The organism is Mycolicibacterium sp. 624, assembly GCF_040548615.1.
Classification (GTDB): domain Bacteria; phylum Actinomycetota; class Actinomycetes; order Mycobacteriales; family Mycobacteriaceae; genus Mycobacterium.
Genome location: NZ_JBEPRZ010000007.1, coordinates 79,579 through 93,816 on the forward strand (window position 1 = coordinate 79,579; position 14,238 = coordinate 93,816).

Here is a 14,238-nt window from a genome sequence, read left to right on the forward strand (position 1 = left end):
ACCAACAGTCCAGTAGTCAATCAACAGCGGAGGTCGCGGCAAGTGAACGTGAAACAACCCTTGGTGGTCGGTATCGGTGGGACCCTGCGGGCCGATTCGTCGACCGAACGGGCTCTGCGGCAATGCCTTGCCGCAGCGGAGCAACTCGGCGGCCGAACCGCGTTGTTCTGTGGCGCCGATCTCGACCTGCCGATGTACAACCCGTACGAATCCACCCGCTCATCCAGAGCCACCGCCCTTGTGGAGGGTCTACGCGCCGCCGATGCGGTCGTGGTTGCATCGCCGGGATACCACGGCGCGGTTTCTGGGTTGATCAAGAATGCACTCGACTATGCCGAAGACCTGCGCAGTGATGACCGGACCTATCTCACCGATACCCGGTGGGGAGCGATTGCGTGTGCATACGGGTGGCAGGCTGCGGTGGGAACCCTCGGTCAGCTGCGAACCATCGGGCATGCATTGCGTGCCTGGCCGACCCCGTTGGGCGTGGCGATCAACTCGGCCACGACGGTGTTCGGTACCGACGGATCCGTTGACGATGAGGTGGTGTTAGGTCAAATCAGATCGTTGGCAACACAACTCGTGGGATCCGTACACGCCACCACGTGACATTCCAAAATGCACGATGGGGCGGGTAGCCGAAGCCACCCGCCCCATCGCGTGTCACTGCGTCGAGGTGTACGCGCCGTTGCGTTACCTCGAGGCGAGCAGCACTGAGTCGGCAAGCATGGACTGCGGCGGCTCGGGATGGTGATAGAGCGCGGCAGCGTTGCCGTAGCAGATCTTCTTGATCGTCTCGACAGGAAGAGTCTCCAGTTCGGACCGGAACAGTTCCTGGCTGTCGGGCCAAGAACTGTCGCTGTGCGGGAAGTCCACTTCGAGCATCATCCGGTCCTCACTGATGACATCCAGCCTCCGGAATGCGGACGGGTCCTCAATGGAGGTGAACCAGAAGTTGCGGTGCAGGACGTCGACCGGGTGTATGGACGAGCCGGCCCAGACATCGGGCTCGGCCTCCCGCTGACGGTAGGCGCGGTGCAGACGTTCCACGACCATTGGAACCCAGGAGATACCCGCCTCGGACAGCACAATCCGAAGATCACTGTATCGCTGTGCGATTCCGGAGAAAATCCAGTCAACCACCGTCTCGATCCCGTTGAGCGGGAACAGCGCGACCTGTGCCGGGACCGGTGTGTCGGGTGAGGGGCAGCTGATCCGGCCCGACGAACCGATGTGCAGATTGATTGCCGTCTCGGTCTCGGCGCACGCCCGCCAGAACGGTTCCCAGTGGTCGGAGTGCACGCTGGGGAATCCGAGCTGAGCGGGATTCTCGGTGAAGCTGACCGCGTGGACGCCACGTTCGGCGTTGCGATAGATCTCCTTGGCGGCCAGCTCGGCGTCGGCCAGGTAACTCAATGCGCACGGGATGAAGCGATCAGGGTGCGAACCTGCCCACTGTTCGACCGCCCAGTCGTTGTAAGCCTGGACACACGCAAACCCGAGGTCCTTATCGGGTAGGCGCGACAGCGTGGTGCCGGCGAATCCCCAGGTGATGGAGGGAAAACACAGCGATGCCCACACACCTGTGATGTCCATGTCCCTGACCCGCGCGTCGGTGTTGTAGACCGATTCGCGATAGTCCTGCAGCCGCATCTTCATGGAGCGCCACTCGGTGATGGGACGACCTGCTGCGCCGTCCATACCGCTGAAGAAGAATTGCTTGTCACCGATCTGCCACGCCGGTCGTCCGTCGACTTCGACCATCCGGGGGACATCGTCTCGATACTTGGCTGCAACGGATTCGAACAGCGTCGCCGGCTCGAAGCAGTGGTCGTCGACGGAGATGACGGGACACCAGACCGGCATCTCCTCGGGCTCCGGCAGGAGCGACAACTCGTAGTCGGGACCGATGGTGAAGATGCTCGAGTCGGCGAGCGAGTCCTCTAATTCACTGGGCATGGGTAGCTGTACCTTTCCACCGCCCGTGGGCGGTTTTCCTCAATATCGAAGGGACTAGAACAACGGAACTTGCTTGGGTTCGGTATAGGCGAGCAGGCCTTCGATGCCGCACTCGCGACCGATCCCACTTTGTCGGAAACCGCCGAACGGTCCGTCGAAGCTGCCGCCCACACCGTTCACGAGAACCATCCCGGCTCGCACCCGCTTTGCCAGTGCAACGGCGCGGTCGATATCCGTGCTCCAAACACTGCCGGCCAGACCGTATTCGGAGTCATTGGCGATCGCCAGGCCTTGCGCATCGCCTTCGTACGGGATGACACAGACCACGGGGCCGAAGATCTCCTCGCGGGCGATCCGCATGTCGTTGGAGACGGCGGTGAACACCGCCGGCTCGACATACCAGCCGGTATCCAAACCCACCGGACGGCCGCCCCCCAGCGCCAGCTTGGCACCCTCTGCCTGGCCGATGGACACATAACTCTCCACCCGCTCACGCTGCCGGCTGGATACCATCGGCCCGATCTCGGTGGCCGGGTCGCTGGGATCGCCGATCACCATCGAAGACACCATGTCGCACAATGCATCGGTGAACTCATCGATCCGGCTGCGGGGAACCAGGATACGAGTCTGATTGGTACAGGTCTGTCCGCTGTTGCGGAAGGCGGCATCGCGCAGGCCGGTCATGGTGACACCGATGTCGGCATCGTCGAGTATCAGTGCGGCGGACTTGCCGCCGAGCTCCAGTGTGCAACGTCGCAGAGCACGGCCACAGATCTCGGCGACCCGGCGACCGGCCTCGGTCGATCCGGTGAAGGCCACCCGGTCTACGTCAGGATGGCTGATGAGATGCTCGCCGGCCTCGCGGTCTGCGGGCACCACGTTGAGCACTCCGGGGGGAAGCCCGGCCTCCTCGAATATCTGCGCCAGCAGCAACCCGTCGAGTGCCGTCTCCGGAGACGGTTTTGCCACCACCGTGCACCCGGCGACCAGCGCGGGTGCAATCTTCATCAGCATCAACGCCTGCGGGTAGTTCCAGGGCGCGATTGCTGCCACCACACCCGCAGGGTCGTGGATGACCGTGGCCGGAGAACTCAACTCGGTGCGTTGCTGTTCGACCTCGAATCGGTCACCCAGGGCGGCGTAGTAGGCCAGGATGTGCTGGGCAATCGGGCCTTGCGCATTGCGGGAGAACGTAATGGGGCTGCCCATTTCGGCAGTGACCAGCTCGGCAATCAGATCGGAGTTGGCCGCGTAGATCTCCCCCGCGCGGTGCAGGTATCGAGTGCGTTCGGTGATCGGCAGGCTTGACCAGCCACCGTCGTCGAACGTGCGCCGTGCGCTGGCCACTGCTCGATCCATATCGGCCGGCGATCCATCCGGTGCATGACCTACGACTGTCAGATCTGCCGGTGAGATGATGTCGCGGTTCGGCCCGCTCGAGGCCACCCACTGGCCGTCGATGAAGATCGTGTCGCGCTCACGGGAATCCAGCGAGGGACGACGAGCTGACATGGGTGACCGCCTTACGATTCGACATGGTGACCTGGTGCCGGTGCTGTGCCGGTACTCAACGTCCGATCTACACCGCACGCGGTGTGCCACTGATTTTTCTGAATCGTGTTGCTTCAAGCCTGTTGCGGTGTGTAACCCAAGCTTCATCGGAGCTGCCCTCGCGGTCAAGAAATCTGCGTGGTGGTGAGAGTGCCCCACTCGGCGCGAGGGGTGTCATCACAACCACTATCGGTGGCTGGGCCGGCATTAACGTTGGGACCACATTGATCGTGCTCTTGTCACAGTGGATAGAGAGAACTCCGGGTAATGATGGACAGATGGGCTGTGGGCGCGGTGGGCCCGGACGGTTTGGGTGGCGTCGCCGACGTAGCCGAGGCGCAGCTTGACCTCGTCGAGATGCGTTATCTGAGTGTTCCCATCGGAATTCGGTCCTTTCGATTGCCCAACGGTCACCGCACACCGACCGATTTGCCGGCGCTGGTGATCAGGCTGACCGACGGCGCCGGTGCTCAGGGTTTCTCGTTGCTCTGGTTCCAGCAGCCCAGCCAGGTGACTCTGGTCGGAGCGGGACTGCGGTACCTGGGTGGGGAGATGACAACGGGTATCCGGGACCTGGCCGGATTGGACCGGGCGCTTGACGCTGCGACCAGATTCATCGGCGAGCATGGTGTCGCCGCATTTGCGGTGTCCGGACTGCGAATGGCGTTCGAAGACCTGATCTGCAGGCGACGGCGGGTCAGCCTGGCCGACCTCGTCGGACGACGACGCGACCGGGTTGGTGTCTACCGGACCGGACTGATGCTGCAGTCGAGTATCGACGAACTGGTCCAGGAGGCCGAGGCCGGTTATGCCGAGGGCTTCCGGGCGATGAAGATGCTCGTCGGCAAGCCGGACCTCGAGGAAGATGTGGACCGGATCCAGGCTGTCCGGGGATGTCTACCTGCCGATGTGGTGCTGATGGTCGACGCGCTGCAAGGCTGGGACGGTGCCGAGACCGCTCTGCGCGCCGCCGAGCGGTTCGAGAGTTTCGGGCTCAAGTGGATCGAGGATCCGCTTCGGCAGCAAGATGTTTCCGGTTACCGGGAGCTGGTCCAACGGTCTCCGGTACCGATCGCCACCGGCGAGACGTTGTTCGACCAGCCAGACATCGAAGAGCTGGTCGAGGCGGGTGTGCCGTATATCGTTGGTGAACCTGAACGTGTTGGCGGACTGCGTGCGTGGATGCGCACTGCCGATCGCGTCCGGGAATCAGGCGCGACCATGTTGCCTCATCTCTATCCGCATGTGTCGGTTCAAATGCTTGCGACGCTGCGCCAGGACGAGGTGTGGCTCGAGTACGTGCCGTGGTTCGATCACCTGGCAGTGGAAAAACTATCCTTCGGGGAGGACGGCACAATCGGCGTCGATGCCGGCCCCGGAGCAGGGTTCACCCCTTGTCCCGATGCTTTGGACCGCATGGCCGGGGGCCCCTGGATACGGATCGACGGTCGGTAGCTGCCGACGCTCGCGTGACCGTTCTTGTAATGGTGTCACACCTACTACGCCCTGCCGTTGACTGAGCGCTGATGTGCAAATGAAATCAATGATGCCAACATCTTTCGCTGCGTTCAGCGAGATGTCGGTGAGCGCCGGGCGGGAACGAAGTAGACCGTTTTTCGACACCTCGTGACGGAGGGTAGGAGTGATCGTGGACTGGTTCGAACGTCGGATCGTGCAATACATGCTGCAGTGGCATCCCTTTGGTGGGCCGCCCGAGGATGACGTGTTGCCGCACTTTGGTATGAGCCCGCCGCAGCTGGAACGCCGATTCAACCGAATCGTGAAGAAGATGGAAAACGAACGAGATTCCTTGCGTGAAGAAGATTCGTCGCTGCTGACCGCGGTGTATCGGATCAAAGCTCGAAGCTGCGGTCAGGCGTGAGCTCAATTCGGTGGCGCCGATGTGGCGGTCACTGTCGAACAACAGAGAGGACCGGTCTGCGTGACGGCTGGTGTGATGTTCAGTTCTTCTGAAGTGGCCGACCTGGCTGCCTATGATTCAGCGTTGCTTGTGTTGCGCCTTGTACTAGGGCTTGTGATGGCGGCGCACGGTTGCAACAAGCTCTTTGGAGCTGGCGGTATCGACGGCACAGCCCGGTGGTTCGACAGTATCGGTATGAAGCCCGGCGCTTTTCATGCTCGGATGGCCTCATACTCCGAGATCGTCGCCGGGGTGTGCCTCGCGGCCGGACTGCTCACTCCGCTCGCAGCTGCGGTTTTTGTCGCACTAATGACGGTAGCCGCGTGGACGGTTCATCGCGGCAATGGTTTCTTCATCGTCAAGGATGGCTGGGAGTACAACCTGGTGCTGGCTGTGAGCGCCGTCGCGGTTTCCGGTACCGGCGCGGGTCGTTTCAGTCTGGATTATCTGGTGTTCCGCGACTTCCCTGTGTGGCATCTGCTGCATGGCTGGGCCGGTCTTGGTATCGCGCTACTGCTGGGGTTGGCTGGTTGCATGGCCATGCTGGTGATCTTCTTCCGGCCGCCGCCACCTCCACCGGTGTAGCGCCGCGGTAGAGCAGAGAAGCGCAGAGATGGACTGGAATCCGTTGCCCGCAAGCAAGATTCTTCGATCGAAGCAATGGTCAAACGGGGCACAATCGGTACCTGGGGATGCCAGCTCCAACTCCTTGACCGTGCTGGAAGCGCTTGGCTATAAACGGCAAAGCCGCTAACTGTGGCGTGGATAACATCCGGTCGCGGATGCCAGTTCGATGAGGAGTTTGAGAGACATGTCTACGAAATCTGGGTCCGTGATCCGGCTAGACCAAAGTGATTCGGAGCAGGCTGGCCCGCCAGACACCTCCGTTGTGGGGTGTCCTGGTACGTATGTCCCTGCGCCGATGTTCGTGCGAGTGACAACGGCTCCCCGCACGTGGTCGCTGGTGCCGGATTCCTGGGGTCAATGGCTGCGAGTGGGTGCCGTTGCGGTGGGACTGGGCTTCGCGCTGACGACTGGCCACGGTGTCGCTGCTGCCGACACCTCAAGCGGTTCGGACTCGTCGGGCACCTCGGCCTCGGACCGCGGGTCTTCACCATCGGGTTCGCGGCCAACGACTTCTCGCACCCAGAGTGACGTTGACAAAACTGACAAGGACCGCGGGTCTTTACCATCGGGTTCGCGGCCAACGACTTCTCGCACCCAGAGTGACGTTGACAAAACCGACGAGGAGCGCGGGTCTTTACCATCGGGTTCGCGGCCAACGACTTCCCGCACGCAGAGTGACGCTGACAAAACCGACAAGGACCGTGGCGACAAGGACCGTGGCGACCTCGCTGACGCCGACAATGACGCGGGTGCTGCCGGCAGCTTGACGGAGGAAAACGGTGACGCGGTCAAAGAGTATGACGGCCACTCGGTCGAGAGCTCAGCGGACCCTGACACACCACCTCTGCTCACTCCGGGGCGGACCATCGACCAGGCAAGCGACCGACAGAATGACCAACGACTCAGTGCGCCAACAGGCTCAGGATCCGACGCACCGCACACTCCGCCATCGGACGTGCCGGCGTTTGAGTTCGGCGCGGCCCGAGCGTCTGAAGCAGAGCCCACCGCGGTCCCGGCGGTGGCCTGGTTCGCATTCGGTGGCCGGTGCGGCCTGATTTGCAACGGTGCCAATGGCACGCAGGAACGGCCGAATGGGGTAGGTGGCGGTTGGCTGACCGGCAACGGTGGCGTTGGTTGGTCGAGCACCGAGGCGGGCGTGGCTGGTGGCAGCGGCGGCTCCGGGGGTCTGCTGTGGGGTAACGGCGGAGATGGTGGTGCCGGCGGGCTCGGTGCTGCGGGTGGGCGCGGCGGTAACGCCGGATTTTTGAGCGGTAACGGTGGCCGAGGTGGCGACGGTGGCGACGGGATCACCGGAGTTGGCGGGGAGTCTGGCGTGAACAGCGGCCGGGGCGGCGATGGCGGAGTCGGTGGCAACGGTGGTTCCGGCGGCCATGCCGGCCTGTTCTTCGGCTGGGGTGGCGAAGGAGGGGCCGGCGGCGTCGGCGGTACCGGTGGTGCCGGAACGCACGGGACCACGGCCTCGACAGCTGAAGAGAACGGTGGTCCCGGTGGAGACGGCGGCAATGGAGGCATCGGGGGTACCGGTGGTTCCGGCGGCCGTGCCGGTCTGTTCGTCGGAAACGGCGGTAACGGCGGTTCCGGTGGCGCGGCCGGCGCTGGTGGTGCCGGAGGATTCGGTGGCACCGGAGGGGCCACCGTTGTCACGCTGGCCGGCGGCCAACTCACCGACAGCGCCGGTGTCGGCGGTGTCGGCGGCTTCGGCGGTGCGGCCGGTTTCGCGGGGCTCGGTGGCGTTGGCGGTACGCGCAGCCTCTTCGGCCACGCCGGTGTAAACGGAGCCAACGGTTCGGGTGCGTTGGCCGGCACCGATGGTGGTATGGGCGGAAACGGAGGACTCGGCGGACGGCTGCCGCTAATCGGTCTCAACTCCGCCACTTCTGCGCAGGCCGCGTTGGCAGCGCTCATGAAGCGGTTGGGGCTACCGATCCAGCAGGCGACCGGAATTCAGTTGGAGGACATCAACGGACTGCTGCTCGGTCCGCTTAATGCCTACCTCTACAACCCGGTCATCGGCGAGGCGATCTTCAACATCGGAAGTACTTTCTCCTCGTCGACGCTCTCAGCGCGGGTCAAGGAGATCGTGATCCTCTCGGTCGGCGGCCAGTGGGGCTCGCCCTACGAGCTCTACGCCCATGAGCTTGTCGCCCGCATGGTGGGTGTACCCGAGGCCGCTGTCGTGTCGCTGGCCAGCGGCCAGCCCCCGGTCGGCCTGACTGGCGACGAACTCGTTGCGGCACAGTTCGTCCAGGAGCTTATTTCCACGCACAGGGTGAGCGCGGCCACTTACCAGGACGCCGTGGCGGCTTTTGGTGAGACCGGGGTTGTCGACATGGTCACTCTGGCGAGTACCTACCTGGGTGTGTCGGCGACATTGAACGCCTTTAACGTGCGCGGACCGAATCCTGCTGCACCGGCGGTGCTTCCGACGCCGGTGCCCGCCACCCCGCCGTCCTCGGACGGCCCGAACGGGTTGGGTGGCCGGTTGCCGTTGCTGGATCTGGATACTGCCTCACCAGCTCAGCTTGAGCTTGCGGCCCGGATCAAGGCTCTCGCGTTACCGATTCAGCAGGCGACGGGTATCGAGTTGGTGACACCCGAGGGGCAGTTGATTGGCCCGTTGAACGCATACCTGTACAGCCCGGTCATCGGCGGAGCGCTGTTCGACGTGGGCGACACGTTCTCGTCCTCGTCGCTGTCCCCACGGGTAAAAGAGGTGGTCATTCTGTCTGTTGGCGGGCTGTGGGGCTCAGACTACGAAGTCTGGTCGCATGCGAAGGTGGCTCGTCTTGTGGGTCTTCCGGAGGAAGCGATCGTGTCGCTCGGCAGCGGTCAGGCTCCGGTCGGGCTCAGCGGCGATGAGCTGATCGCTGCCCAGTTCGTGCAGGAGCTGGTGTCGACCTACCGTGTCAGTGACGAGCTGTACTACGCAGCGGAGGCCGCATTCGGACGAGTTGCTCTGGTCGACTTGGTCAATCTAGCTAGCACCTACCTGGGCGCCTCGGCGGTGTTGAACGCCTTCGAGGTTCCCGTTCCACCGGCGGCGACCGCCTCCGTGTAGACAGGCACGGCACACGAACGGGGCGTCTCCATCACGGAGGCGCCCCGGATCGCGTGCCTTGGCACTACACCTGCGGGGCGCCCAACGGGAACTGCGTCATCGCGCGGTCGAGTACGTCGCGCAAGGTTCCGGCGGCGGGGACGTCTAGCCAGTATTGGACCGCGGCGTGGATGGCAGCGACAACGGTCGCCGCGATTAGGCGTGGGCCGAGGTCGAGAGTCGGGTCCGAACCGCTGCGAACTCCAATTTCGGTAGCGATGGTGCGTTCGATCGCGATGTCGGACTTTCGTTGTTCGGCCTGTAACGAGGGTTCAGATCGAATTAGGCGGGCACGAGCCATCCAGTCCCGATCCGGCTCATCGTTGAATAGAGCAGCAGCGGCGGCGGCCAAGGAGTCGCGCAACGGCTCATCGGGGGGGCGGTCGCGCAAGGCCGCGCAAAGGACATCAGTTCGAATCGCTGCGACACCGACGATCGCCGCCTCCTTGTTCGGAAAATAGTTGTTGAAGGTTCGGGGAGAGACGCCGGCTTCTGCTGCGATGTCTTCGGTGCGGACCGATGCGACGCCGCGTTCGACGGCGAGGCTGAGGGCGATAGCGCTTAGCCTCGCATGCATGTCGCGCTTTTTGCGCTCTCGCAAACCCAGTGATCGTTCGTCAACGCTCACAGATCCGGTCCTCCCCTTACTCGCTCGGCGCAGATCTGTAGTTGTACAGATCTTTTGGCTTTCTCGACGGCAGTCGTGCGAGCGTACGCGGCAGTGAAGTGGAAAGGAAAAGGTTGCGCGCCGCAATGCCGAATCGAGTCCTGGGAACCGTGATGTAGGTGAACAGGTGGGCCTGCTTGCTGGCGACTAGGGGGCGCTGTGCAGCCTCGTACCGGGCAAATGCCTGCTGTGGGGCGGCGTGGGAACTTAACTCGCCGGCGAGTCGGTAAGCGCCGGTGAGTGCCAACAACGCTCCCGCCCCTGACGCCGGCGACGCGCAGTACGCCGCGTCGCCTACCAGTACGACGCGTCCCATTGACCACGACGGCAGCTTGATCTGGTCCAACGCGTCGAAGTAAAAGTCCGGCGCTGCGTCGGCGGCGTCGAGCAGGGCGGGCACATGCCATCCGAGATCACAGAATGCATTGCGGAGCAGTCGACGCTGCGCGTCGACGTCGCGGTAGTCATAGTCGATCGGATTGACGCTGTGGAAGATGAAGTTAATCAGTCCGTGCCCGGGCTCGCCGCGGTACACCGCGGCCGACTTTCCTGGTTCGTTGTAAAAAGTCGTCCAATGCTGTTCTCCCACTCTGAGATCGGCACTGGCAACCGCGTAATAGTGATGCTTGAAGATGCGAAACGCATTCTCGGGGCCGAATGTCAGGCGCCGTACGCCCGAGTGCATTCCGTCTGCGCCTATGACGAAGTCGAACCTCTGAGGTGGCCGGTGAGTGAACGCGACGGTTACCCCTATGTCGTCTTGTTGTAGCTCGGAGACAGTGTCGCCGAAAATATACTCGACGTCGGATTCGGTTGCCGCATATAGCAAGCGCGCCAGGTCGCCACGGGTGATCTCGATGTCTTCGGAGCCCACCAGCCTCTCGACGTCGGCCGCCGCGATGCGCACGCACTGTTGGTCATCGCGGTCGACGAAACGCATGCCTTGGTTGACTAACGCGCGCTCCTTGATCGCCCGACTGAGCCCCATGCGCTCAACAACCGCCAGCGCTTCGGACCGGACGTCGACCCCATTCCCGCCGCGTCGGAGTTCAGGTGCCTGCTCGACGATAGTGACCTCAAATCCGGCGCGAGTGAGCCAGAAAGCGGTGGCCGGTCCGGCGATACTGGCACCGACGATAAGAACTTTGGCTTTCGGCATGAGCGACACTCTGACATAAAGTTGCCTATTGCGCAAAATTGCTGGGACCGCAAAAATGGAGGATGTGTCGCAGAAGGACCATGGGCCCAAGGTGTGTTGCTGGCCTGGCTGCTGTGGCTTGGTTCGCTTCTATTGGCGGCGGATCCACGTCTAACCTGTCGGGCATGGTGACGCTGGGGATCGGCGCGGGACTCAAGATCACGTGGCACTTCAGAGGGAGTGCCCTCCTCGAATACGACACGCCCTGAGACAGGTCCCATTTGACCTGCCGTGAGACACCGCCGATCACTGCAGGGGTCAGCAATGCCGCCATATGGCAGTGGATCTGAGAACCTACAGTCAACAGACGCGGCTACCGTCCCAGACAGCCACGTCCACGCACCCAAGGGAGAGACCAATGCCGATCAACCCGAACGCCGTCGGTGCCAAGACTGCGCCCCAGCCGTTCGAGTGGACCGATCGCGAGACCCTTCTCTACGCGCTCGGCGTCGGCGCGGGCGTCAACGATCTGGCGTTCACCACCGAGAACAGCCATGACATCGAGCAGCAGGTCCTGCCGACGTACGCCGTGATCGCGTGCCCGGCATGGGGTGCCGTCGGCGAGGTCGGCACCTTCAACTTCGGCATGCTGCTGCACGGCAGCCAGCAGATCCGCCTGCACGCACCGCTTCCGCCGGCCGGCACGCTCAACGTGCACTCCGAGGTCGTCGACATCCAGGACAAGGGCGAGGGCAAGAACGCCATCCTGGTGTTCAAGGGCGTCGGCACCGACCCGGAGACCGGGGAGGTCGTCGCCGAGACGGTGTCCACCGCCGTCATCCGCGGCGAGGGCGGTTTCGGCGGGCAGCAGGGCGAGCGTCCCGCCGCCCCGGTGTTCCCTGACCGCGAACCCGACGCGACGGTCGCGCTGGCCACCACCGTCGACCAGCCGCTGATCTACCGGCTGTCCGGTGACCGCAACCCACTGCACAGCGACCCGTGGTTCGCCCAGACTCTGGCCGGGTTCCCCAAGCCGATCCTGCACGGGCTGTGCACCTACGGCGTCGCCGGCCGCGTGCTGGTCGCCGAACTCGGCGGTGGTGACGCGACGAGGATCCGCGCCGTCGGCGCGCGCTTCACCTCACCGGTGTTCCCGGGCGAGACGCTGACCACGTCGGTGTGGCGCACCGAACCCGGCCACGCGGTGTTCCGCACCGAGGCCGCCGAAGCCGACGGATCCAACGCGCGGCTGGTGCTCGATGACGGCACCGCCGAGTACGTCGACTGAGGCTGGACAGCTAGCTCAGCTCACGGCGCGCGCAAGTGATGCCAGTGACTCCTCGATGAAATCCGGGCCGAAGACCGGCGCCCCGATCTGGTCGCGGAACTCCTGCGATGTGCCGGACCAGTCGTAGGTCAGAGTGACGTCGGTCCCAGAGCCGTTGGGCGCCAGGTCATAACGCCACCACCAGCCGCCGGGAGCGTGGTTGCCCGCCTCATCGAGCTGGCCGGGTAACCAGCCTATGGTGCGGTCCTGATCGAACTCGGTGACCAGGTTGTGCATGACGTAGTGACCGCCGGCCTGTTCCAGGAACATGTTGACCGCAAAGAGCGTGCCGGTGCCGGTGATCGGTTCGGTGTCCACGGCGTCGCGTACCCAGTCGCCGGGTTCGGTGTCCCTGTGCCGGGTCGGGTCGGCCAACACCGCGAAGACCGCTGCCGGGCTCGCGGGGATGGTGCGGGTGATGACGTAGCGCTCCTGGGTCGGGGCGCTCATCGGTCGACTCCGTTCGGGCCGTAGAGCCTGGCGACATCGGGGGAGTCGAGCCACTTCGAGTAGGTCGGTGACTTGGGCCAGCCCTCGGGTGAATCCTGCCATTCCTCCTGGCGGCCCCACGGCAGGATGTCGACCAACGCGAAGGTGTAGCTGAGTTGCTCGGTGCCGCGACCGTTGGTGTGCCACGTGCGGTACACGGTATCGCCGTCACGCAGGAACACGTTGACCCCGAAACCCTGTCCGGGGGCCGCGTCGACGTCAGCGCCGAAGGAGCTCTCCGACGACGAGTACCAGTCCATCTTGTTGCCGACCTTGGCCTTGTAGGCCAGCGCCTCTTCGATGGGCCCGTTGGTGACGATGACGAAGCGGGCGTCGTAGTTGTCGAGGCCGCCCAGCCGGGCGAACTGCGAGGTGAATCCCGTGCAACCGCCACACTGCCACTCCGCGCCATCGGTCCACATGTGGTTGTAGACGATCAGCTGGGAGCGGCCGTCGAAGATGTCGGCCAGCTTGATGGGGCCGTCCTTGCCGATGAGGGTGTAGTCGGGCAGTTCGACCATGGGCAGGCGACGACGTTGCGCGGCGATGGCGTCGAGTTCGCGGGTGGCGGCCTTCTCGCGTCGGCGTAGGTCCTCGAGTGCGGTGCGCCAGGTGTCGTTGTCGACAACCGGGGGGAGCGCGGTGGCGGTCTTCTCGGTCACTGTTCCTCCAGAGTCGTTAGGTCGTGCTGCTCTGATGTGTTGACCGGCGCCGCGCGCGGAAATCATCGCGCCGGGCTACTCGATCTTGGTGCCGTTCCAGTCCAGCAGTGTCCAGCCGTCGGTCGGATTGCCCCGAACGACGACCTGACCGGTGTTCGGCAGCGGCTGGGTCTCCGCCAGCTCCAGCGGTGGATCGACGACGTTCATCATCGTCCAGACGGCGATGGACCCGCCGTGCGCGAACACGACCGGCCGCTGGTGGCCGCTGTGGTAGATCTCGTTCACGGCGTCGGTGAAGCGGGCCTCGAACTCGTTGCCGTCGATCGACCCGGGGATGCGGGCGTCACGGTCGCCCTGCATCCACTGCGTCAGTGTTTGGTAGAAGCCGTTGCCGGCGTCCTGTTCCGGCTGGCCCTCGAAGTCGCCTGCCTCGATCTCGCGCAGGCCCGGCAGCACGACGATCTGCTCGCGGAGATCGTCGGCGAACGGTTGTGCCGTCTGCTGGGTCCGGATCATGGTCGAGGCGTACACGCCGTCGTGCGGACTGCGCATCAACGCGACGGCGGCCTCCTTGGCCTGTTGTTCACCGAGCGGTGTGAGAGACGGGCCGGGGACCGAGGTGTCGGCGCGGCCGCTGGCGTTGCCTTGAGATTCGCCGTGCCGGACGAACGTGATGGTGATGTCGGGGTCGGTGTTGGCCGCGGCGGGTGCTGCGGTGAGGCAGGCGGCGAGTATCAGGGTGGCGAGGGCGCCGGATGTACGGCGGAGGGTCGACATCA

The 14,238-nt window shown here is 64.1% G+C and carries 14 protein-coding genes; 6 read left to right on the top strand and 8 right to left on the bottom strand.

Translation table 11 applies throughout. The features are described 5' to 3' along the window. The first annotated feature begins 48 nt into the window (after positions 1–48). A complete protein-coding gene (locus ABIA65_RS25210; RefSeq protein WP_371746848.1) occupies positions 49–609 on the top strand; it encodes an NADPH-dependent FMN reductase in 561 nt (186 codons plus the stop codon). Positions 610–693: 84 nt separating this feature from the next. Here the strand turns inward: ABIA65_RS25210 and ABIA65_RS25215 are convergent, their stop codons facing one another. Both ABIA65_RS25215 and ABIA65_RS25220 read right to left on the bottom strand, forming a co-directional pair. Beyond that, entirely contained in the window at positions 694–1,959 is a 1,266-nt protein-coding gene (locus tag ABIA65_RS25215; RefSeq protein ID WP_241400619.1) for an amidohydrolase family protein, read from the bottom strand. Positions 1,960–2,013: 54 nt separating this feature from the next. Next, the gene (locus ABIA65_RS25220) at positions 2,014–3,588 is read right to left on the bottom strand and encodes an aldehyde dehydrogenase (protein WP_354525257.1); all 1,575 of its coding nucleotides are present in this window, start codon (positions 3,586–3,588) and stop codon (positions 2,014–2,016) included. Between the two features lie 189 nt (positions 3,589–3,777). Between ABIA65_RS25220 and ABIA65_RS25225 the strand changes: the two genes are divergently transcribed. The 3 genes from ABIA65_RS25225 (at position 3,778) to ABIA65_RS25235 (ending at position 6,016) form a co-directional block, all read left to right on the top strand. Then, on the top strand, positions 3,778–4,965 hold the full coding sequence (locus ABIA65_RS25225) for an enolase C-terminal domain-like protein (RefSeq protein WP_354525258.1): 1,188 nt from the start codon (positions 3,778–3,780) through the stop codon (positions 4,963–4,965). A 193-nt stretch (positions 4,966–5,158) separates the two neighbouring features. Next, positions 5,159–5,392 (top strand): hypothetical protein, encoded by a 234-nt coding sequence (locus tag ABIA65_RS25230; protein ID WP_241400617.1) that lies wholly within the window; start codon positions 5,159–5,161, stop codon positions 5,390–5,392. A 102-nt stretch (positions 5,393–5,494) separates the two neighbouring features. After that, complete coding sequence (locus ABIA65_RS25235; protein ID WP_241405804.1) at positions 5,495–6,016, top strand: DoxX family protein; 522 nt, start codon at positions 5,495–5,497, stop codon at positions 6,014–6,016. Positions 6,017–6,412: 396 nt separating this feature from the next. Here ABIA65_RS25235 and ABIA65_RS25240 read toward each other — a convergent pair whose 3' ends face one another. Then, positions 6,413–6,577, bottom strand: a complete 165-nt coding sequence (locus ABIA65_RS25240) for a hypothetical protein (RefSeq protein ID WP_241405943.1) — start codon at positions 6,575–6,577, stop codon at positions 6,413–6,415. A 436-nt stretch (positions 6,578–7,013) separates the two neighbouring features. Here ABIA65_RS25240 and ABIA65_RS25245 point away from each other — a divergent pair, with 436 nt between their 5' ends. Continuing rightward, complete coding sequence (locus ABIA65_RS25245; protein ID WP_354525259.1) at positions 7,014–9,137, top strand: carboxymuconolactone decarboxylase family protein; 2,124 nt, start codon at positions 7,014–7,016, stop codon at positions 9,135–9,137. A 64-nt stretch (positions 9,138–9,201) separates the two neighbouring features. On the opposite strand, the gene ABIA65_RS25250 is transcribed toward ABIA65_RS25245, so the two are convergent. Beyond that, positions 9,202–9,804 (bottom strand): acyl-CoA-like ligand-binding transcription factor, encoded by a 603-nt coding sequence (locus ABIA65_RS25250; RefSeq protein ID WP_354525260.1) that lies wholly within the window; start codon positions 9,802–9,804, stop codon positions 9,202–9,204. Positions 9,805–9,820: 16 nt separating this feature from the next. Continuing rightward, positions 9,821–11,002, bottom strand: coding sequence for an FAD-dependent monooxygenase (locus ABIA65_RS25255; protein WP_354525261.1), 1,182 nt, complete (start codon positions 11,000–11,002; stop codon positions 9,821–9,823). 397 nt (positions 11,003–11,399) lie between these two features. On the opposite strand from ABIA65_RS25255, the gene ABIA65_RS25260 reads away from it, so the two are divergent. Then, complete coding sequence (locus ABIA65_RS25260; protein ID WP_354525262.1) at positions 11,400–12,269, top strand: MaoC family dehydratase; 870 nt, start codon at positions 11,400–11,402, stop codon at positions 12,267–12,269. 15 nt (positions 12,270–12,284) lie between these two features. On the opposite strand, the gene ABIA65_RS25265 is transcribed toward ABIA65_RS25260, so the two are convergent. From ABIA65_RS25265 to ABIA65_RS25275, 3 genes are all read right to left on the bottom strand, one after another. Further along, positions 12,285–12,758 (bottom strand): SRPBCC family protein, encoded by a 474-nt coding sequence (locus tag ABIA65_RS25265; protein WP_354525263.1) that lies wholly within the window; start codon positions 12,756–12,758, stop codon positions 12,285–12,287. Continuing rightward, a complete protein-coding gene (locus tag ABIA65_RS25270) occupies positions 12,755–13,459 on the bottom strand; it encodes a DUF899 domain-containing protein (protein WP_241400612.1) in 705 nt (234 codons plus the stop codon). The genes ABIA65_RS25265 and ABIA65_RS25270 overlap by 4 nt, the downstream gene beginning before the upstream one ends. A gap of 75 nt (positions 13,460–13,534) precedes the next feature. Continuing rightward, the gene (locus tag ABIA65_RS25275; RefSeq protein WP_354525264.1) at positions 13,535–14,236 is read right to left on the bottom strand and encodes a histidine phosphatase family protein; all 702 of its coding nucleotides are present in this window, start codon (positions 14,234–14,236) and stop codon (positions 13,535–13,537) included. Positions 14,237–14,238 lie beyond the last annotated feature (2 nt).